Genomic DNA, 21,487 nt, shown 5'->3' on the forward strand with positions numbered 1-21,487 from the left:
TTATCAAAACAGAACACCCGAGGTAATATCGGGTGTTCTACAAAAATAACGTTTAATTGTGGATGCTTATCGACCAATATTGCGTAGCGCATTGCCTTTCATTAGGTTCTCTTCTATCTGCTCTAATGAAACATTTTTTGTTTCTGGGACAAAATAGAGCGTGATAATAATAAATACAGCATTTAACCCAGCATAAACCCAGAAAGTATTCGTATCCCCTAAAGTCGATAGCAGTGTTAAGAACGTAGCACTAACGATCATATTTGCTACCCAATTTGAGGTAGTTGAACAGGTGATACCGAAATCACGACCTCTCAGTGGTTGTATCTCAGAACATAAGACCCACATAATCGGTCCCGCACTCACGGCAAATCCAATAATAAAGATAAGTAAAAAGGCAATACTACTATATTGGATTAGAACGGTATGCGTATCAAAAGAGAGCAAGTAGGCGAGTAAGCCGATACTGATTGCCATGACACTAAAGCCAAAGATCAATAATTTTTTACGGCCAAAACGGTCAACGATTGAGATGGCAAAAATGGTTGTGATGACGTTGACTAAGCCAATAAGAACTGTGCCATACATTTGTTGGGTGGTACTTTCAAACCCCGCTAATGAAAATATTTTAGGGGCATAGTACATAATGACATTGATACCTGTCAGTTGCTGCATAAATTGCAGAGCAATACCCAAAAATACAGTACGTCGGAAATTACTGTTATTTTTAAATAAACCGAATCCCGATTGCTTGATCTTTAGGCTATTAAAAATATCATCCAGCTCTTGGATCGCTTCATTTTCTGATTTTCTTAATTTTAATAATATAGTTTTAGCATCATTCGATCTATTTTTACTGGCAAGCCAACGGGGGCTTTCGGGTAAAAAAGTGACGCCAATAAAAAGCAAAACAGCAGGGATAGCTGTGATCCCTAACATCCAACGCCAAGCATGATCATAACTAAAAGCGGTATCAGAAATAAATGCAAGTAAGATACCTATTGTAATCATTAATTGATACATAGATATCATTCCACCACGGATCTTTTTCGGTGCGATTTCTGATAAATAAGCTGGAGTTGTGAATGAAGAAATACCAATTGCGAGTCCTAATATGACTCGCGAAATAATAAGTATATTGGCATTAGGGGAAAAGGCGGAGCCTAATGCACCAATAATAAATAATATTGAACTGATCAGTAAACTCTTTTTTCTACCACTTAAAGATGATAACCACCCGCTAATAATAGCGCCGGCTGCGGCACCAAACATCATTGAGCTGACAACCAGTTCTTGCTGGGTTGATGAGATATCAAGCTGTTGACTAATAAAGGGAAGTGCACCAGAGATAACCCCCGTATCCAAACCAAAGAAGAGGCCTGCGAGTGCTGCCAGTAAACCGACAAAGATAACCATAAGACTTGTTGAGGTATTATTCTTAACCATTATTATTAGTCCTTTATTGCAAAGTTGGATTATTAACTCAGTTATCTGTCCTTTAAAAAGATGAAACTAAAATTTATGCTAACGTGATATTTGTTTATTTTCAACACTCGATATATTTAATATGAACTTTAATGAAGTAATATTCAAATAATTATTAACATCATAGAATTGATTATCTATATTTGATGAGCTTTTAATGATGATTGTTTTTATGAAAATGAAATGAAAGTTAATTATCTGTTAGATAAGTTATTAAGATTAAATATAAGAAATAAAGAAAACTAACTCAGTGTAAGTTAGTTTTCTTTAATTTAATCAAATAATGACAGGGATATAATAATTTAATTCTTTAAGATAGAGGCGTGAGTTTTCAATAAACTCTTTATAATCGGGCGTAGACTTTAAAACATAGTTTTCAATGTCACAGCCTTCACCCCGAGCAATATCCATACTCGCAAGTACTTTTCCATATACGGTATAGATAATGTCGTTGTAATCAATACCGTGGAGTTCATCACACGTAAACTTAATTTGTAGATAATCGCCAGCAGGGAGAGTTATGCTTTTAAGATTAGGGGTAGGGGAGTCAACACCACTTTCTTCAAAGGTTGTGGTATAGCAGAATTGCCCCTCTTGATCATTGATAGAATCAACACCGTGGATAGCATACATATTGGTTGTGACACACTGAGCCTCATTGATAAAGTCTCTCCAATAGTAGCGTCTCAGCTCTTGGGTTTTAAAATTCCATTCATTGATGCTTTTGGTATAGCGATGCTGTTTACCGATAACCTTAACGGGATCTAATTTGGTTAGGCTGACCTTAACGCTGAACTCTTTACTTTCTCTTAGTGGCAGGCAAAAACCTTCAATTTTCCATCCGGTACGTTTGCGGTATTCAGAAGGGGTGATATTGAATTGTTTTTTAAATGCACGACAAAATGTTTGCTGTGAATCGAAACGATAGCGTAAAGAGATATCCATGATGCTATCATTAGTTAGCCTCAATGCCACGGCTGAGCACGATAATCGTCTAGCACGAATGTAAGAACCGAGAGCAAGTCCTGTTTGGTTTTTAAATAGGCGCTGAAAATGCCACTTGGTGTATCCTGATTTTTCGGCAACAGTATCTAAAGACAGGCGTGACTCTAAGTTTTTTTCGATCCAGAGAATCATTTCTCTAATAACACTTTCCTGAAGCATGATGACCCTTTTAAATTAACTTTGCCCAAAGTATAAAATCATAACTGGCTAAAAATCGGACTTTTATACTAGACAGATACATCCCAGTCGGTATCAGGATAGCATGCCGACTGAGAATTTTTTTAAATAGTTGTGAAGTTAAGTAAGTTTCTCGTTAAATTGACCTTAACCAAAATGTCTAGATTAATCTAATTCATAGGGTCATAAATTGATAGATTCGATATTCCAAATTTGTGAGGCATAGTCTTGGATTGTTCTATCAGTAGAAAAAAAGCCCATATTACAGATGTTTTTTGCTACCTTAGACTGCCAAGATAATGGGTCTTGATATAAATCGTCGACTTGTTCCTGTGTATTGATGTAACTACGATAATCTGCAAACAATAAATATGGGTCACCGCCATCGAGCAAGCTGTAGGTTAAATCTTGATAAAAGTTAGGAACGTCAGGTTTAAAGTAACCCTGTGCTATCTGGTCTATCACTTGTTTCAGTTCAGCATCATTTTCATAATACCAACGTGGATAGTAGTAATTCTGCTTGATTTGTTTTACTTCATCGATGGTATGACCAAAGATAAAAATATTATCGTGGCCAACATGTTCGCGTATCTCAACATTTGCGCCATCGAGTGTACCGATGGTCAATGCACCATTTAGTGCGAATTTCATATTACCGGTTCCGGAGGCTTCTGTACCTGCAAGTGAAATCTGCTCAGAAAGGTCGGTGGCCGGAATTATTTTCTGAGCTAGGCTTACTCCATAATCAGGAATAAACACCACTTTCAAGCGCGAACCGATACGCGCATCATTGTTGATAACCGCAGCAACATCATTAATGAGGTGGATGATTTTTTTTGCCGCGCTATATGAGGAGGCGGCTTTGCCTGCAAAGATCACCACGCGGGGCACCCAGTTGTGCTCTGGATCTGCTAATATTCGATTATAACGAGTGATGACATGCAGTAAATTTAAGAGCTGCCGCTTATATTCATGAATACGCTTGATCTGTACATCAAATAAGGCTTCAGGGCTAACCACAATTTGTTGTGTCTGGGCAATAAAACGCGCTAATTTAATTTTGTTACTGTGTTTAACTTGTTGCAACTTATCTAAAAATTGAGGGTAATCCATCCACTGCTTCAATTCAGTCAATTGAGGCAAATTAACTAACCATTGTTGGCCGATATAGCTTTCTATAACCGAAGTCAGCTCTGGGTTAGCAATAGCTAGCCAACGTCGCGGTGTCACGCCATTGGTGATGTTGCAGAATTTATTAGGGAAAATTCGGGCAAAGTCGGCAAACAGAGAGTCGGTCATAAGTTGACTATGTAACTCAGAGACGCCGTTGACTTTATGGCAGACAATAGCCGCCAGCCACGCCATTCGCACAAGCTGCCCATACTCTTCATTAATGATGGAGACACGACGCGGCAATTCGTAATCTTGCGGAAACTTTTGGCTCACATGTTGCAAAAATTCGTCATTAATTTGATAAATGATTTGTAGATGGCGCGGCAGAATTTTACGGATCATCTCGACAGGCCAAGTTTCTAAAGCTTCACTCATCAGCGTGTGGTTAGTATAAGAGAACACGTTTTGTGCTAATGCTAAGGCATCCTGCCAACTGACTTGGTGTTTGTCGACTAATAGACGAATTAACTCAGGAATGGCAAGAACAGGATGGGTATCATTTAAATGGATTGCCACTTTGTCAGCTAAGTTATCCCAACGTTGGTAAACTAGCCAATGGCGGTGAAGTATGTCTTGCACAGATGCAGAAACTAAGAAGAACTCTTGTTTTAAACGCAGCTCTTTGCCTGAATAGGTTGAATCGTTTGGGTAGAGGACGCGAGAAACGTTTTCAGACTCATTTTTTTTCTTAACCGCGGCATAATATTCGCCATCATTGAAAATTTGCAGATCAAATTCATCGCTAGCTTTGGCACTCCATAAACGCAGGGTATTTGTTGCCTCAGTATTATAGCCAGGAATAATTTGGTCATAAGCGACAGCGATAATATCGTTCGTTTTTACCCACTGATAGCGGCCCTCTTCTTCGGTCACATGGCCTTCAAATTGGATTTGGTAGCGATTTTCTGTTCGAGGAAACTCCCAAGGGTTGCCATGAATCAGCCAATCATCAGGGGATTCGATTTGTTGTCCATTACGAATGGTTTGTTTAAACATGCCGTATTCATAACGAATACCATAACCACATGCGGGGAGATTCAGGGTTGCGAGAGAATCGAGAAAACATGCGGCAAGGCGGCCTAAGCCGCCATTACCGAGGCCGGGATCTGTCTCTTGCTCTAACAATTGCTCAAAATCAAAGCCAAGCTCAGCTACGACTTGGGTTAGATCCTCATACATATTCATTGAAATTAATGTATTAGATAATGATCGACCGAGTAAAAACTCCATCGATAGATAGTAAACCTGCTTAAGCTGCTGTGAATAGGTTGCACGGTTCGTCGCCATCCATCGGTCAACGATCCGATCGCGAGCCGCCAGTATGATGGCTTCTAACCATTCTCGTTGTGTCGCAATATAAGGTTCTTTGCCAATCACAAATTTTAATTTATAGATAATGGAGCTTTTTAGTGCTTCTTGTGTCACTAGTGGCGAATGACATTCGTAAACAAAATGAGTGCTCACAATCTTATTCCTTATTGTTATGTAAATTATCTAACATCTCTTTTGTGACGAGAACGATACCTTGTTCTGTGCGATAGAAGCGTTGGCTATCTTCTTCAGGGTTTTCGCCAATAACGGTATTTTCTGGAATGACGCAGCCTCTATCGATAATACAGCGGCGTAAACGTGATGAGCGCCCAATATTCACTCCGGGCAGTAAAATAGAAGATTCGATATTACAGAATGAATTGACTCTCACGCGAGGGAATAACACAGAGTGTATGACAATCGATCCTGAAATGATACACCCCCCCGCAACAAGTGAATTCATGGTCATGCCATGGCTTCCCGAGCGGTCTTGGACAAATTTTGCAGGTGGTAAAGGCTCCATATAAGTACGGATAGGCCAGTTGCGGTCATACATATCTAACTCAGGGGTTACCGAGGCAAGATCCAGTGTTGCTGACCAATAGGCTTCTAATGTTCCGACATCGCGCCAGTAAGGAGGAACATCGGCATTGCTGGTGACACATGAATATTCAAAGGGATGAGCGAGAGCTTCTCTTCTGGCCACTATTTTGGGAATAATATCTTTACCGAAATCATTACTGGAACTCGGGCAAAGGCTATCGTCTTCTAACATTTTGTAGAGGTAATCACTGTTAAAAATATAGATCCCCATGCTCGCTAAACATGAATCAGGCGAATCTTTTAGTACCGGCGGGTCTTGTGGTTTTTCATGGAATTGGGTTATCCAACGATTCTCATCAATTTCCATTACACCAAATTGATGGGCTTCCTCTTTTTTCACTTTGATGCAGGCAACGGTAAATTTTGCATCATTGTTAACATGATCGAGCAACATGCGTGAATAATCCATTTTATAGATGTGGTCACCCGCAAGGATCACAATATATTCTGCACGATAATTACGGATAATATCCATATTTTGATAGACCGCATCGGCCGTGCCTTTATACCAATGGTCGGTAATTTCGCGTTGCTGTGCGGGTAGTAAATCGACAAACTCATTCATTTCTTCATTAAAAAACGACCATCCTCTTTGGATGTGTTGTACTAATGAATGAGATTGATATTGGGTAATAACACCAATTCGTCTAATACCCGAATTTAGGCTATTTGATAATGCAAAATCGATAATACGAAATTTACCACCAAAATGAACAGCAGGCTTGGCTCGTTTACTCGTTAATCCTTTAAGGCGAGTACCTTTACCTCCAGCAAGGATCAAAGCAACGGCCTTTTGAGGCAAATGACGAGCTAACATCATCATATTATTCATATCATTTTGAGACATACCTTAGAACTCTCCAAAATAAGCAAACTGTTATTTAAAGATTTCCCTATTGGTGTATACCTTTCATATTTCAAGTTTTTGTTCTTTTGAACTCAATGACTTAACTATTATTTTGTCCGCCATCTACTGTTATTCAAAATATTCAAGTATAGTAAAACTTAATATAATCGTTTATTGATTACTTTTAATCTAAAAAAGATGACTTTTTTTATTTTTTTATATTACTTACATTCAATAATATACTAGACTTTAGAAATTTAAATATGACTTTAAATGTTTTTCTTTTTTGGAATAAAATTAGTCCTAAATCAACTGACATAAAATGTCATAATTAGTAACAATAAAGTTATTTATCTTAATAATAATATGGCGATAATCTTATGAATGTTTTTAAAGGGCGGATTCAAGTCCGAAGTGCAACGCTAAGCCGCCTTTCTTAGCTCCGCAAACACCACCGAAGGTTGTCTGAACCCCAGACACTTGCGTGGCCTGCTGTTCAACGCTCCCTGATAGCGTTGTAAGTCTTCTTCTGTCACTGTCCGCAGGTCTGTTCCTTTCGGGATAAACTGTCTTAACAACCCATTCGTATTCTCGTTCAGCCCACGCTCATGCGAGGCATACGGATGGGCAAAGTACGTATCTGCGTTCAGTGCTTCTGCTATCGCCTTGTGCTCACTAAACTCTAGACCGTTATCGAACGTTATTGTGTGACATACATCCTGATACTCACTCAGCAGTGAGATAATGGCCTTACTGACTTCCACCGCATCCTTTGAAAACACCTTTTTTGTCAGGTAAATACGGCTTTTGCGTTCTGCCAGTGTCACGATAGCACCAGTGCCCTGTTTACCCTGCACCAAATCGGCCTCCCAGTCCCCCAGACGGCTACGGTCATCGACGACTGACGGCCGTAGCTCAATGGATACCGCATCAGGGATGCGCCCTCGTTTCTGCCCGTAGCCCTTACGATATCGCCGTTTGCCCTGCCTAAGATGCCTGTACAACTCGCCACCGCTACGCTTATCCGCATAGATATACTGGTAAATCCATTCATGGCTGACGCTAAGACCAATAATGCTGCCAATTGCACTTATTTGCTCAGGACTCCACTTCCACTCCAGAGCAAATATCACGAAATCTATGGTCTGCTGAGGAATTGTCCTTTTGGCAGATGACAGCCGCCTATCACAGCACTTCTGGTGTGCCTGTTGTGGGTTATAACCAGTATCTGAAGTGTTACGCCTCAGTTCACGGGAGACCGTGGACTTGCTTACACCGATACGGATACCTATCTCATGGCAGGATAAATTATCCTCACGCAGTATCGATATCTGGTATCGTTGTCCTTCGGTTAGTTGCTGATACTTCATACTTACTCGCTCATCTTTGGTCGGAAGAGCAGGATAGCTTATCAGTAGCTAACCGTCCTTCCATCTAACATGACCGAGCGTTGCACTTATTATCTGAATTCGCGAAGAGTGATTATATAATTTAATAAATAAAAATAATAAAACACATAAAAACCACATAAAACTTACATGTATAAAATTCTTAAAAAGACGGTTTAATGCTGAATAATACGAAGTTAGGATACACATTTTTTGTGATTAATGTCACAATAAATATCTAGGGATAAAAAGATCTATTTTAAAAATGTCCTTATGATTCACTGGATTATGTTTTATGGTTGAAATTAATCATTTAGTGCTATTCATAATTCGATGAGTTTTTTGGCGTCATTTTTTAATTTAAATCAATTAATTTAAATCAATTAATTTATGGAAGCAGAATGCTAATTTACGCATCGTCAAAACTAACTTTACTTAATTTATTTTTTTAGGGGGTTATTATGCAAAAAGATAATATTGCAAAACTACTTGGTATCAAAATTCGTAAACAAAGAGAAAGTCATAAAATGACGTTAAAACAAACGGCTAGACTAATTGGCGTTTCTGAAGATGAGATGACTCGCTTTGAAAGTGGTGAAAGCTGTATCGATGTCGATTCTTTATTCCAATTTGCCTGTTTATTTAACTTGGAGCCAACGACGTTTCTGTATGGTGTTGTTAACGTTAACCTAGGTACACGCTGCACCATTCATTAATAGGCGTATGATACACTCAGGGAAGGCTATAAAATATCTTGTAAACACCGTCAACAAAAGCACCAAATATCAACATAGAGAGATACTATGAGAAAGTTAATCGGACCGGAAGGAATGACAGAGTCATTATCTTTTTTGGCTCTATTTCTTCCGGCCTTGATTGTTAATTAAGTAATTATACTGAATAGTTTGATTTTTATTATCAAAAAATAATCAACAAGGTTATTATTGAATACATTATTGATTTGGGTAGATTATAAATTCACTTATCAAATAAACTGATTTAATTCCAATTGATTTAAAATCGATTCAGTTATTTTATTGATATCAATTAATTGTGAGTTTATGACGATTTTGTTTGTTTTATGTGGATTTAAGATGAAATGGTCAAGCTGTTTTATAATCAATGAATTTTCGTTAATTATTGAGAATTGGTTATTAGACATTAGAAAATTCTCAAATTGGAGATCATGATGGCATTGCTTAAGGGATAATTTATCAGAAACATTCCCTGTATTAAAAAACAGTTCTAGCGAGGCTAAAAAGCCATTGCTGTCTTTTAAATTAATCATAAGCACATCACCTTTTTCAATGTGTGAAAATGGACGAGAATATTGAATTGAGAGGGAATCAAATTTAAATTCAGGCAGTAAATTAAGGAGCAGCGATACTTTTTCTGCAATTAATGAACGTAATGTCTCTTTGGAAAGGCAATCCATTTTATCAATTTGACGGTGGGCGGATAAGCGCAATAAACCACTATCACGAGTACTCTTATTTGATAAGATTGATTTCATTTCATCATACTGGTGAGAAAAACGAAGCAGGCTATTTTGGCAGATATTAACATCGTTGTATTTAGCTAATTTGAGTAAATTAACTAACTCATTGGTTCCATAATTTGGAACATTATTGAGTAAAATATTTTTTCCTGAATTAATCGCAGATTGAATAATAAACTTTAATAGCTCTTCACCGCATAGGGATGTCACGATAATTGTATCAACCGCATCATTGTCGATGAGATGCTCGATTTTTCTTTTTTGGCAAATAAAGTATGCAGCTGAAGGTATCGGTGAATCTAACGAACAAACGGAGTTGAGTTGACAATGATGTTGGCTATGCAATATCGCTTCTGTGTACCATGTATTGTGCGTGGGGGAGCCTATGAGGCCAATACCTGTCTTATTTAACGAGACAAGCGCATGCTGCTCTTCAAGTAAGCGAAGGTGGCCAAACAAATAGAGAAAATGTGTATTCATTACCAAGCTCCTCACCGAAAGGTTAGTTTCAGGTGTTTACATAATCTCAACATAACAGTGTGAAATAATAATTTCATTATTATTTTTATTGAAATTCATGTTTTCTGATGAGTCTCACAATTTTTAAAGACACTGGTAATAGGCTTAGATTTCATCCATGAGTGGTGATTAATAGCATCAAGAAACGAGGTACAGGTTAGTGAGTTTGGAGATTGCCGAAATTGAGGAATATTGAAAGGGAAGGGGAATCGATACCGCTTTGTAATGTTCCGGGCTAAGTCACAACGGAGGTATTTGTGTCCAAAGCCCGTCTTAAGATTAAACTAGCTTACTGCCTTGGCGATAAGCCAGTGCAACAGTGAGTGATTGCGCAAGACACAAGGTTGCTGACTGGGAACGGAAGGCATCAACTTGGGCTTCTTTGATCACAAAACAGACATCACTAAAACTAGCGAGTGGGCTGATTTGGCTATCTGTGATAACAATCTGCTTTGCGCCAGTTTGGGCGGCTTTTTCGCTCACCATAATGGTTTCTTCTGCATAAGGTGTGAAACTAATAGAAATCACAACATCTTTTTCGTTAATTCGGTTGATTTGCTCTTTGAACATACCACCAAGGCCATCGATCAATTGTGGACGGCACTCTAAGTGGCTAAGGGCATAGCTAAGATAGGTTGCAACGCTGAACGAACGACGTAACCCAATGATATAGACATTTTCTGCTTCGGCTAATAGGGTGACGGCTTTTTCAAGATCTTCAGCGGGGGTTCTCGCTGCCATTTGTTGTAGCGCTTGCGCATTTGAGTGAGCAAACTCTTTTAAAATCTGAGCAGGATCATCACTCAGTTCTTGGTCGCTATCCATTTCACGAAATAAACGGGCGCGGTCGGTGTAACTTGCCGTTTCTTCCACTAAATTCATACGAAATAACTGTTTCATTTCGTTAAATCCGCTGAAATTAAAGGCATTAGCGAAACGGATTAAGGTAGATGGTGGAACATTGGCTTCCTTAGCGATGACAGCAACTGTATCAAAAGCCACACTATTTGTGTTATCTAAAACATATCGTGCTACTTGCTGTAGCCGTTTACTTAGTTCATCGTAACGGGAACGAACTTGCTCCTGAAACTCATTTAAATTCGATGCAGTTGACATAAAACCTCCGTGACTAGGCTATTGATTGTAGTTATTTTCAGCCGTTAGTCGAATTTTTTTGAAAAACTAATCCAACTAAATGGAATAATCAATTCATATTGCTTTTTATCTGAGGGCTGATTAAAACGATTTTTGAAACCAGTGTCTTTATCTTCAATCGACAATTTCATAAAAACTCAGTCTGGATCACATAAATTGAATGTTATTTCAGTTTTAGTTGAAAATGAAATGAATATTTCATATATCTTTAGCAACAAGGTAACTCTATCAGCTAAAGAGAGGCAACATGCAACAGATTCAGAATTTCATTGGCGGTGAACTTGTATCCAGCCAAAGTGGGCGTTTTGCACCCGTATATAACCCTGCAACCGGTGAACAAACAGCTCAAGTTGTGTTGAGCAGTGCTGCTGAAACTAAACAGGCAATAGAGGTTGCCCATAAAGCCTTCCCTAAGTGGTCAAAATTGTCTCCACTAAAACGTGCGCGTATCCTATTTAAATTTAAAGCGCTGCTTGAAGAGAATATGGATGATTTGGCGCGTTTAATTTCGAAAGAGCACGGTAAAGTATTTTCAGATGCTGTCGGTGAATTAACTCGCGGTCTGGAAGTCGTTGAATTTGCTTGTGGCATTCCACATTTACAGAAAGGTGAACATTCCGCCAATGTGGCAACCGGTGTTGATAGCCACTCCTTAATGCAGCCGTTGGGGGTATGTGCTGGCATTACGCCATTTAACTTCCCTGCGATGGTGCCTATGTGGATGTTCCCAGTCGCATTGGCAACGGGCAACACCTTTGTCCTAAAACCGTCGGAAAAAGATCCATCACTCGCTATTGAATTAGCAAAACTATTAAAAGAAGCGGGTTTACCCGATGGTGTTTTTAACGTTGTTCAAGGCGACAAAGAGTCCGTTGATGTATTGCTTCGTGCACCTGAAGTTCAGGCGGTCAGTTTCGTGGGTTCAACACCAATTGCAGAATACATTTACACAACAGCCTCAGAGCATGGCAAACGTTGCCAAGCACTAGGTGGTGCAAAAAACCACTGTATCCTAATGCCTGACGCGGATATGAACCTAGCGACAAATGCGATTATGGGGGCGGCGTTTGGTGCGGCTGGTGAGCGTTGTATGGCATTATCCGTCGTGCTTGCTGTTGGTGATGAGACCGCAGATACACTGATTGCAAACTTGAAACAGCAAATCGCTAAAATGACCGTAGGTCCGGGTATCGTTGATGGTAAAGAAAATGATATGGGGCCTGTGATTTCAGCACAGCATAAAGCAAAAATTTGTGACTATATCACCAGCGGTGAAAAACAAGGTGCTAGCCTGTTAGTTGATGGACGTGATTTCAAAGTGGCAGGTTTTGAAAATGGCTACTTTGTAGGGCCAACTCTGTTTGATAATGTCACTCCAGACATGGACATCTATAAAGATGAAATTTTTGGTCCAGTACTCGCCATTGTGCGTGTTCCAGATTTTGAAACAGGTCTGAAACTGATCAATCAACATGAGTATGGCAACGGTACGGCTATCTTTACTCGTGATGGTGAAACGGCTCGTGAATTCCAAGAGAATGTGATGGCGGGGATGGTGGGTATTAACATACCAATTCCAGTTCCGATGGCTTTCCACAGTTTTGGTGGCTGGAAACGTTCTATCTTTGGACCGCTGAATGTTCATGGAAATGATGGCGTACGTTTCTATACACGCATGAAAACGGTTACCAGCCGTTGGCCTGCAAGTGTCCGTCTGGAACATCATGAAAGCAGTTTCACAATGCCAACTATGGAATAAATGGAGCCCCATATGAATAAGCAGACAATGACCACAGCTCAGGCATTAGTTAAGTTTCTTAACCAACAATATGTTGAGGTTGATGGCGAGCAGTATCCGTTTATTCAGGGAGTATTTACCATCTTCGGCCATGGTAACGTAGTAGGTTTAGGGCAGGCGCTAGAAGAAGCGCCTGGACACCTGCAAGTTTATCAAGGATGCAATGAACAAGGGATGGCGCATATTGCTACAGGGTTTGCGAAACAGAAAAAACGCAAGCAAATTTGTGCAGTGACATCCTCTGTTGGGCCGGGGGCAGCAAATATGGTGACGGCGGCTGCGACAGCGACCGCGAATCGCATCCCTCTTTTATTGCTGCCAGGTGATACTTTCGCAACACGTCAGCCTGATCCAGTATTACAGCAAGTTGAGCAATATGGTGATGGCACGATCAGTACGAATGATTGTTTCCGGCCTGTTTCGCGTTATTGGGATCGGGTATCTCGTCCAGAGCAATTGATGTCAGCGATGATCAATGCCATGCGTGTCTTAACCGACCCGGCAGATACGGGAGCGGTAACAATCTGCTTGCCACAAGATGTTCAAGGTGAAGCTTGGGATTATCCGGACTATTTCTTTGCTAAACGTGTTCATCGCATTGAACGTCGTCCAGCGACAACCGTGAGTTTAGAAGAAGCGGTCAGTTTAATTCGTAGCAAGAAAAAGCCACTGTTAGTCTGTGGTGGTGGAGTGCGTTATTCCGAAGCGCATGATGCCTTCCGTACTTTCGCGGAGCACTATGCAATCCCATTTGGCGAAACTCAAGCAGGTAAAAGTGCCATTGTGGCAAGCCACCCTTTAAATGTGGGGGGTATTGGTACAACAGGCGGCCTAGCCGCGAACCTACTAGCAAAAGAAGCCGATTTAGTGATTGGTGTGGGAACACGTTTCACTGACTTTACTACCGCATCAAAGTCGCTGTTTAGTCACCCTGATGTACAGTTTTTGAATATTAACGTTGCTGAGTTTGATGCCTATAAGCTCGATGCCTTAAAAATTATTGCAGATGCAAAAGAAGGGCTAACGGCACTGGATGCTTTATTACAAGGTACTGGCTATCAAGCACAGTGGGGTGAGCGTATTCAACAAGCTAAGCAACAGTGGCAATCTGAGTTAGATAGATTATTCTCGATTCAATATAGCCCATTGAATTTTGTGCCAGAAATAGCGGGTCACCTTGATGATAAATTAGAGGAGTATCGTGAAGCGCTTGGTACAGAGTTGGCACAGACTCGCGTCTTGGGGCTAATGCAGCGCCATATGGAAGATGATGCCATCGTTGTTGGTGCAGCAGGGTCATTGCCGGGAGACTTACAGCGTATTTGGTTACCTAAGCATCCTGATACTTATCATTTGGAATATGGTTATTCATGTATGGGGTATGAAATTGCTGCTGCCATTGGCGCAAAAATAGCAGCCCCGGAACAACCTGTTTATGCGATGGTCGGTGATGGCTCCTATTTGATGCTACACAGTGAGTTACAAACGGCTATCCAAGAAAACGTGAAGATCACCATTCTGTTATTCGATAACGCAGGTTTTGGTTGTATTAATAACCTGCAAATGAGTCAAGGCATGGGGAGTTTCGGAACGGAAAACCGTCATCGTAACCCACAAACAGGGCAAATGGATGGTCCATTAGTTAAAGTTGATTTTGCTAAAAATGCCGAAAGTTATGGGTGTAAGAGTTATCGCGTACATGATGAAGCTCAATTGATCGCCGCAATTGAGGATGCTAAATCGCATTCAGGTTGTGTATTAATTGATATCAAAGTACTCCCTAAAACGATGACTAACGGTTATGAAGCGTGGTGGCGTACCGGAACAGCGCAGGTCGCGAAGAAACCGGAAGTGGTTGCCGCAGCAGATAAAATCAAAGACATGGTTGCTAACCGAGTACGGCAGTACTAAATCATTACTCTGTAGGGAGGGTAATGGGCTAAATGCTTTAGCCATCTCTTTGCATCACTCAAAATAAGTTGAAATATGCTTGTTTAATAAGGGGAAATAATACGCCTTAGCCAATCGGCACATTGAAATATTGAGAGCGGTGATGAGCTCTAATCAGACAAGATCAGGTTATTTATCGGGAAGTTTGCATGGATGCAGTGGTTGTTATTTGACGATTAAAGTGGTTGACGTCATTAGGTTATTTCTTTTTACCCAGCGAAAGCTGGGTTTTTTGTTTGTCCATTTTGGGCATTGAAGGTTAAAAGCGATTTAATAAAATGATGAGCGTCGGCAAAGACTAAGTGAGATTGATGAAAAAAATACCATCAATCAGCGAAGAAGAGACACCTCAATGTTTCTCTAATAGGGCTGGGCATTGTCGAAGATTGTCGGGAAAGCAATATGATTTAGGTTGATGTATCACGGCAAGTGTTAACTCATTTTACCGAGTGCGAGAAAAAACGCATTTTGGTGAAGGTATGAAGTGCTCGTTGGTGAAATGGCAACAACAATTCAAAGTTGAAAAGTCGTTTTCTTGGCATAAAGTGGCGTAACTCCTTTCACTTCACATCTTAAAGCTGTTCCTTTGATCGTTGGTCGTTCAGTCGCTGGGAACTTATCTTGTGCCATATTTATGGTTTTAGCGGGGGAACTCACGTCGACTCTTTCATTTTATCAGGAAAAAGGCAGTCAAAATAAAAGGAGTCGCTGTGACGAAATGATAATTAATGAAATGAATATTCTAAAATATCCGTTAAGTTGAATATCTCCCGTTATTAACCTTACTCTAATTGTGACTATCGGCATGCTCTAAAGGCTAATTGATTGAGTTTACATTGTTATTTTGTGATCAGAATAACACTAAAAATCCACTTTATTATAGCAATTGTTATCTAGTCCTCAAAAACATAATTTTCAATTAATTATAAATTGAAATGAATGTTTTATTTGTTATATTTCATCATATCCTAATAGTGGATTTATCGCCTCAAGGAGCATTTCAATGTTCAATATAGCACTATTTGGCGCAGGACGTATCGGGCAGGTTCATGCTGTCAATATTGCCGGCCACAAAGAAACTACACTTTACTCTGTGATTGACCCTTACCAACCTAATGCACAAGCATTGGCTGAGAAGTACCAAGCGAAAGTTCAATCTACAGAAGAAGCGATGCAGGACCCAAATGTTCATGGCGTTCTGATTGCTTCTGCAACGGATACTCACGCAGATTTAATTGAACTTGCTGCAAAAAATAAGAAAGTGATTTTTTGTGAAAAGCCGGTGCACTTAGATCTTGAGCGTGTTAAAGCGTGCTTAAAAAGCGTTAAAGAGCACAATGTACCTCTCTTTATTGGCTTCAACCGCCGCTATGACCCACAATTTCGCCACCTGAAAAATTTATTCGAACAAGGCGCAATTGGTAAAGCTGAATCTTTAATTATTACATCACGGGATCCATCACCTCCACCAGCGGAATACGTTAAGGTTTCCGGTGGTATGTTCAGAGATATGACAATTCATGACTTTGATATGGCTCGCTTTATGATTGGCGAAAACCCATGCTCAGTCTATGCACAAGGTAGCAATGTCGTTGATCCTGCAATAGGGCAAGCAGGGGATATTGATACCGCGTTTATTATTTTGAAATTTCCATCAGGAGCCATGGCAACCATCTCTAATAGCCGTCGTTCAGGTTATGGCTATGACCAACGTATCGAATTACATGGTGAAAAAGGGTTGTTAACAGCAGGGAATATCAAAGAAAACAGCGTTGAGTTTTTAAGTGACGTTGGTTGCTTATCCGCAAAACCTGAATTCTTCTTTTTGCAGCGTTACCACGAAGCGTATAAAGCAGAATGGGAGCATTTTGTCGATATCCTTGCAGGCCGTGCTGAATCAGAGACAACAGGTACAGATGGTGAATTGGCGCTTTACTTAGCAGACAAAGCCCTTGAATCACTAAAAACAGGCAAAGAAATTCAACTTTAGTTTTAAATACCTCTTGTTTACCGATTACTAAATAAAAAGCGGGAAATGCCATTCCCGCTTTATCAGTCACCTTACATAAATTTATGCGCTAATTATAAATAGAAAGGCTTGGGGGTACTAATGCTGGCTCTACTTTCATTTATCGGCTTTACCTTATTGGTTGCTGGGATTGCTTATTATAAAACCCGAAATGCACATTTGACCTCGTCTGCCGAGGGCTATTTTTTGGGTGGCCGTTCCATGACTGGCCTGTATATCGGTGGCTCTATGCTACTGATGAATTTATCTACTGAACACCTTGTGGGACTAAATGGTTTATCTTTCCGAACCGGTTTTATTGTAATGGCTTGGGAAGTTATGGCGGCATTAACCATTGTGTTATTCGCTATTTATTTTTTACCGAAATATCTTAAATTAGGTATTTCGACTATTCCGGAATATTTAGAGCGCCGTTTTGATAAAAACACCTTATTAATTACCTCTATTTTATTCCTCGCAATGTATGTGATTTCATTGCTACCTATTGTGTTATATACGGGAGCTATTGCTCTTGAAAGCTTATTCCAAGTTTCACATGTTTTTAATGTTGATAAAACAACCGCCCTGTGGATTATGGTATGGGGAGTTGGTGGTTTAGGCGCTATTTACGCCATTTTTGGTGGTATTAAGGCGATCGCGATTGCAGATACTGTGAACGGCGCAGGTTTGATTATTGGCGGTCTATTAGTGACAATATTTGCCCTGATTTATGTGGGAGATGGCAACGCTTGGGCTGGATTAACTGAAGTCTATCAATCACATCCAGAGAAATTTAACTCCATTGGTGATGAAGACTCACTCGTACCATTCTCGACTCTATTTACAGGGTTAATTGTTTCAAATATGTTTTTCTGGTGTACTAACCAGTCAATTGTCCAAAAATCATTGGGTGCTAAAAACTTAGCGGAAGGGCAAAAAGGGGTGATGCTCTGCGCGTTCTTTAAGTTGATCATCCCATCAATCATTATTTTACCGGGTATTATTGCATTCCATATTCTTAATGGTGAAATTGATAATCCAGATAACGCTTATCCCGTCTTAGTACACATGGTTCTACCTGAATTCTTAGTTGGATTCTTTGCCGCGGTGGTGGTTGGTGCTGTTTTCTCAACATTTAGTGGTGGTTTGAACTCTTCGGTCACTTTATTTACGGTTAATATTTATAAAGATCGTATCAATAAGAATGCGACTGAAGCTCAGACGGTTAAAGTCGGTAAATATTTGGGGATCGCTTTAGCGCTGGCAACCATGATTATAGCTCCTTTGGTTGCTAATGCTCCTGATGGCCTATTCTATTTAATTCAACAATTACAAGGTATCTTTAACGCACCTATTTTAAGTGTGGTGTTAGTTGGTTTGATGACTAAGCGTGTTCCTGCCATTGCTGCAAAATTAGGTTTATTGTTTGGTATGTCTGCTTACATCATTTGTAACTTTATTTTGGATCTAGATATCCACTTCTTCCATTTAGTGGGCATTTTGTTTGTCGCAAATATCCTCTTTATGCTGACTATTGGTTACTTCTTCCCGGGTAAACCTTATGAAGATGTTTATACTGAACAGGTTGATATCTCACCATGGCGTTTTGCGACCCCTGTTGCTTGCTTGATTGTACTAGGCGCTATCTCAATGTATGTCTATTTGGCTCAAGGTGCACCAAGCTATGTCATGATTGGTTACTATATTTTTGCCGCTATCCTTTTAACCTTTATTATTTATAAATTCTCAAAGGCGTGGTTAGTGGGTAAAACTCAGTCGGTTAATGCATAAAGGAGAGTGACGTATTATGGAGCCATCACTTATCCCGATGGTTAAGCAGTTTATCTCACAGCGTGACCCATTTGATCGCTTAGATGATATGCAGCTAGACCAATTAGTAAATAGCGTTGAAATTAGCTATTTGACTCAACGGGAAGTGTTGAAGCCGCACCAAATTGCTGGTCAAGGTTTATATCTGGTAAGAACGGGGGCGGTGGAACAACGTTATGAGGATGGCTCCTTAAGAGCAAGGCTGGGGTCTGGGGATGTTTTTGGGTTCAGTGTGTTAAACAAAACCCCAGAATCCCCCGGTGAATACCAAGTGATCGCTATAGAAAACACATTGCTTTATTGCATCCCTCGCGACTCGTTGTTGTTAGCGATGGAACAAAACCAAGCGGTTCGCCATCATTTTGCTTGTGAGGAAGGGCAGCGATTAGCATCACGGCCCAAAATCGATAACCTCACAGAAGATAGCCTGTTGTACTTAAATCCAGTCTCCTCCATTGAAAATGGCAATATCGTCGTGATTACACCCGGCACAAGTGTTCAAGATGCAGCTCAAGAGATGGTGCGAAAGCACCGTTCATCGGCATTAGTCATGGATGGGGAGACATTACTCGGGATCATTACCGATCGTGATCTGACGAAGCGGGTTGTGGCTTTAGGGCTGGATATTAAAACCCCCGTCAGCAAAGTGATGACTGAAAACCCAATCACCATTGCAGCCAATGCTCCTATCATTAATGCCATTGAATTGATGATGCAGCATAACATTCGTAGCTTACCAGTGATGACAAACCACCGTATCACTGGTGTTTTAACTGCAACGAGCTTAGTGCAGAAAAACAGCATGCAAGCGGTGTATTTGATTAGCCGCATTTATCGCCAAGAGAGCCTTGCTGAATTAAAAATGCTTGGGGTACAAAGGCAAGCTGTGTTTGAGTCTTTGATTGAATCCGGTGTTCAATCACACACTATTCAATTAATGATGACATTAATTGCTGATGCATTTAATAAGCAATTGTTAAGGCTGGCGGAACGAGAGCTAGGAGAGCCTCCCTGTGACTATTGCTGGTTTGCCGCAGGTTCACAGGCACGACAAGAGATGCATTATCTTTCAGACCAAGACAATGGGATCATTTTAGCGCGTGAAGTGACTAAGGAGGAGGAGGGCTGGTTTAGGCAACTGGCAGAGTATGTCTGCTATGGTTTAGACGAGTGCGGCTATTCTCTCTGTCCTGGGCATATTATGGCGACCAATCCCAAGTGGTGTAAGCCGTTAACACAGTGGCAGACCTATTATCAACAGTGGCTCAAAGAGCCTGAGCAACTGGCCTTATTAAACATTTCAGTTTTTTTAGATATTCGGTTTCTTTATGGTAGCCAAGTGCTGTTTAACTCATTGGTGCGTTCAGCAGAATCACATTTAAAAGGAAGTAAGCGGTTACTTTCAATGTTGGTCGCTAATTCAACGCGCATAAATCCACCTTTAGGTATGTTTAGGCAGTTTGTGTTGGTTAAAAATGGCGAAAACCACAGTGTCTTTAATATTAAAAAGCAAGCCGTTAATTTATTAGTGGAGCTTGCACGAGTTTACGCATTAGAAGCTGGTATTTTTACGCCATCAACCTTGACTCGGTTTGAAGTGGCGCGTGATTCAGGCATTATCAGTGCAGCGTCTTGCCAAGAGTTAACAGAAGCTTATTTGTTTATTAATCAGGTGCGATTTGGCTGCCAGCGCAGGGCATTGTTAGCCGGAGATGCGTTATCGAATTTAATTGTGCCTCAGCGGCTCACGCAATTTGAACGAAATCATTTGAAAGATGCGTTTCGTATTATAGCTCGCACGCAAGAAGCGGCGGAACAACGTTATCATGCTAAAGGTGTGATGAAATGATAGGTTCAATGCTGTGTTACCACCAGCCATTGGCGCGTTTAGCACGTCGCCGTGCGAAATTATTGCGTTCACCCCAACTACCGAAGCTATTGCAGGCAGCCTTACAATCACCGATACCGAACGAGGATAGTTTATTAAAAACCCAACAAATTCTGTCGATTGATTTAGAAACTACAGGGTTAGATCCTGAAAAAGATAGAATTTTAAGTATTGGGATGGTGACCATTGCAGATAGCAAAATCCTACTCAAAAGCGCCCAACACTATTATGTGAATGATAACGAACCGGTGAAAGCAGAAACGGCGGTGATTAACCACATTACGCCGGAACAGCTCAGCGATGGGGTATCGTTGCCTCACGCCATTGCATCATTTTTACATGAAGCAAAAGGTAAGTGTATTTTGGCGCACGGCAGTGCGATAGAACATGCTTTTCTTTCTAAGGCATTGAATATCAAAGAACTCCCTTTGCTCTGGTTTGATACACTTAACATTGAAAAAACGTTACTAAGCCATAAGAATATTAATCGTAATGATTTTAGTCTGTCAGCCTTAAGAAGCCGTTATCAGCTACCCGATTATGATGCCCACAATGCGCTCTCTGATGCTATTGCTACAGCAGAACTCTTTTTAGCACAATCTAAAGTGATTTACCCTTCCCAACATCCTGTTATTAAACAACTCTATAAGCGCTCACAATAGTATTTATAATGATTTTTTGAAATTTTCATTTCATTTTTAACCCTTTTTTATTTCATTCGTGAGATCAGATATAAAGAATATTATTTTTATTTCTTTATATATTAACTAATTACACAAAAAATTAAGGCTAGATCACATAATGAAATTAATATTTCTCGTTTTGTTGAAAATGAAATAAATATTCCGTATA

The 21,487-nt window shown here is 40.2% G+C and carries 14 protein-coding genes; 7 read left to right on the plus strand and 7 right to left on the minus strand.

The features are described 5' to 3' along the window. Positions 1 to 66 precede the first annotated feature (66 nt). The 5 genes from M1E93_RS05995 to M1E93_RS06015 form a co-directional block, all read right to left on the minus strand. Complete coding sequence (locus M1E93_RS05995; protein ID WP_426207197.1) at positions 67 to 1,446, minus strand: sugar porter family MFS transporter; 1,380 nt, start codon at positions 1,444 to 1,446, stop codon at positions 67 to 69. Between the two features lie 315 nt (positions 1,447 to 1,761). After that, positions 1,762 to 2,649, minus strand: coding sequence for a helix-turn-helix domain-containing protein (locus tag M1E93_RS06000; protein ID WP_004922140.1), 888 nt, complete (start codon positions 2,647 to 2,649; stop codon positions 1,762 to 1,764). 201 nt (positions 2,650 to 2,850) lie between these two features. Next, the gene (glgP, locus tag M1E93_RS06005; protein WP_076914249.1) at positions 2,851 to 5,304 is read right to left on the minus strand and encodes a glycogen/starch/alpha-glucan family phosphorylase; all 2,454 of its coding nucleotides are present in this window, start codon (positions 5,302 to 5,304) and stop codon (positions 2,851 to 2,853) included. Positions 5,305 to 5,308: 4 nt separating this feature from the next. Next, positions 5,309 to 6,601, minus strand: coding sequence for a glucose-1-phosphate adenylyltransferase (gene glgC, locus M1E93_RS06010; protein WP_004922133.1), 1,293 nt, complete (start codon positions 6,599 to 6,601; stop codon positions 5,309 to 5,311). 422 nt (positions 6,602 to 7,023) lie between these two features. Next, the gene (locus M1E93_RS06015) at positions 7,024 to 7,971 is read right to left on the minus strand and encodes an IS30 family transposase (RefSeq protein WP_140035165.1); all 948 of its coding nucleotides are present in this window, start codon (positions 7,969 to 7,971) and stop codon (positions 7,024 to 7,026) included. 479 nt (positions 7,972 to 8,450) lie between these two features. On the opposite strand from M1E93_RS06015, the gene M1E93_RS06020 reads away from it, so the two are divergent. Continuing rightward, positions 8,451 to 8,705, plus strand: coding sequence for a helix-turn-helix domain-containing protein (locus M1E93_RS06020; protein WP_004922128.1), 255 nt, complete (start codon positions 8,451 to 8,453; stop codon positions 8,703 to 8,705). A 269-nt stretch (positions 8,706 to 8,974) separates the two neighbouring features. Here M1E93_RS06020 and M1E93_RS06025 read toward each other — a convergent pair whose 3' ends face one another. After that, complete coding sequence (locus M1E93_RS06025) at positions 8,975 to 9,967, minus strand: hypothetical protein (protein WP_036941230.1); 993 nt, start codon at positions 9,965 to 9,967, stop codon at positions 8,975 to 8,977. A gap of 318 nt (positions 9,968 to 10,285) precedes the next feature. Continuing rightward, positions 10,286 to 11,122, minus strand: coding sequence for a MurR/RpiR family transcriptional regulator (locus M1E93_RS06030; RefSeq protein ID WP_053110627.1), 837 nt, complete (start codon positions 11,120 to 11,122; stop codon positions 10,286 to 10,288). Positions 11,123 to 11,408: 286 nt separating this feature from the next. On the opposite strand from M1E93_RS06030, the gene M1E93_RS06035 reads away from it, so the two are divergent. From M1E93_RS06035 to M1E93_RS06060, 6 genes are all read left to right on the plus strand, one after another. Continuing rightward, on the plus strand, positions 11,409 to 12,920 hold the full coding sequence (locus M1E93_RS06035) for a CoA-acylating methylmalonate-semialdehyde dehydrogenase (protein WP_004922117.1): 1,512 nt from the start codon (positions 11,409 to 11,411) through the stop codon (positions 12,918 to 12,920). A 12-nt stretch (positions 12,921 to 12,932) separates the two neighbouring features. After that, complete coding sequence (iolD, locus tag M1E93_RS06040; protein ID WP_014656440.1) at positions 12,933 to 14,870, plus strand: 3D-(3,5/4)-trihydroxycyclohexane-1,2-dione acylhydrolase (decyclizing); 1,938 nt, start codon at positions 12,933 to 12,935, stop codon at positions 14,868 to 14,870. A 1,042-nt stretch (positions 14,871 to 15,912) separates the two neighbouring features. Next, entirely contained in the window at positions 15,913 to 16,899 is a 987-nt protein-coding gene (iolG, locus tag M1E93_RS06045; RefSeq protein ID WP_004922108.1) for an inositol 2-dehydrogenase, read from the plus strand. A 120-nt stretch (positions 16,900 to 17,019) separates the two neighbouring features. Then, positions 17,020 to 18,708 (plus strand): solute:sodium symporter family transporter, encoded by a 1,689-nt coding sequence (locus M1E93_RS06050; RefSeq protein WP_004922104.1) that lies wholly within the window; start codon positions 17,020 to 17,022, stop codon positions 18,706 to 18,708. A 16-nt stretch (positions 18,709 to 18,724) separates the two neighbouring features. Then, entirely contained in the window at positions 18,725 to 20,596 is a 1,872-nt protein-coding gene (locus tag M1E93_RS06055) for a DUF294 nucleotidyltransferase-like domain-containing protein (RefSeq protein ID WP_014656439.1), read from the plus strand. Then, positions 20,593 to 21,297, plus strand: a complete 705-nt coding sequence (locus M1E93_RS06060) for a 3'-5' exonuclease (RefSeq protein ID WP_196715435.1) — start codon at positions 20,593 to 20,595, stop codon at positions 21,295 to 21,297. The genes M1E93_RS06055 and M1E93_RS06060 overlap by 4 nt, the downstream gene beginning before the upstream one ends. Positions 21,298 to 21,487 lie beyond the last annotated feature (190 nt).

The organism is Providencia sp. PROV272, from assembly GCF_049901975.1.
GTDB lineage: Bacteria > Pseudomonadota > Gammaproteobacteria > Enterobacterales > Enterobacteriaceae > Providencia > Providencia stuartii.

Bases quoted from the DNA above. Each gene is read 5' to 3' on its own strand.
- M1E93_RS05995 (WP_426207197.1), bottom strand. From the start codon at position 1,446: ATGGTTAAGAATAATACCTCAACAAGTCTTATGGTTATCTTTGTCGGT.
- M1E93_RS06000 (WP_004922140.1), bottom strand. From the start codon at position 2,649: ATGCTTCAGGAAAGTGTTATTAGAGAAATGATTCTCTGGATCGAAAAA.
- glgC (WP_004922133.1), bottom strand. From the start codon at position 6,601: ATGTCTCAAAATGATATGAATAATATGATGATGTTAGCTCGTCATTTG.
- M1E93_RS06015 (WP_140035165.1), bottom strand. From the start codon at position 7,971: ATGAAGTATCAGCAACTAACCGAAGGACAACGATACCAGATATCGATA.
- M1E93_RS06020 (WP_004922128.1), top strand. From the start codon at position 8,451: ATGCAAAAAGATAATATTGCAAAACTACTTGGTATCAAAATTCGTAAA.
- M1E93_RS06025 (WP_036941230.1), bottom strand. From the start codon at position 9,967: ATGAATACACATTTTCTCTATTTGTTTGGCCACCTTCGCTTACTTGAA.
- M1E93_RS06030 (WP_053110627.1), bottom strand. From the start codon at position 11,122: ATGTCAACTGCATCGAATTTAAATGAGTTTCAGGAGCAAGTTCGTTCC.
- M1E93_RS06035 (WP_004922117.1), top strand. From the start codon at position 11,409: ATGCAACAGATTCAGAATTTCATTGGCGGTGAACTTGTATCCAGCCAA.
- iolD (WP_014656440.1), top strand. From the start codon at position 12,933: ATGAATAAGCAGACAATGACCACAGCTCAGGCATTAGTTAAGTTTCTT.
- iolG (WP_004922108.1), top strand. From the start codon at position 15,913: ATGTTCAATATAGCACTATTTGGCGCAGGACGTATCGGGCAGGTTCAT.
- M1E93_RS06050 (WP_004922104.1), top strand. From the start codon at position 17,020: ATGCTGGCTCTACTTTCATTTATCGGCTTTACCTTATTGGTTGCTGGG.
- M1E93_RS06055 (WP_014656439.1), top strand. From the start codon at position 18,725: ATGGAGCCATCACTTATCCCGATGGTTAAGCAGTTTATCTCACAGCGT.
- M1E93_RS06060 (WP_196715435.1), top strand. From the start codon at position 20,593: ATGATAGGTTCAATGCTGTGTTACCACCAGCCATTGGCGCGTTTAGCA.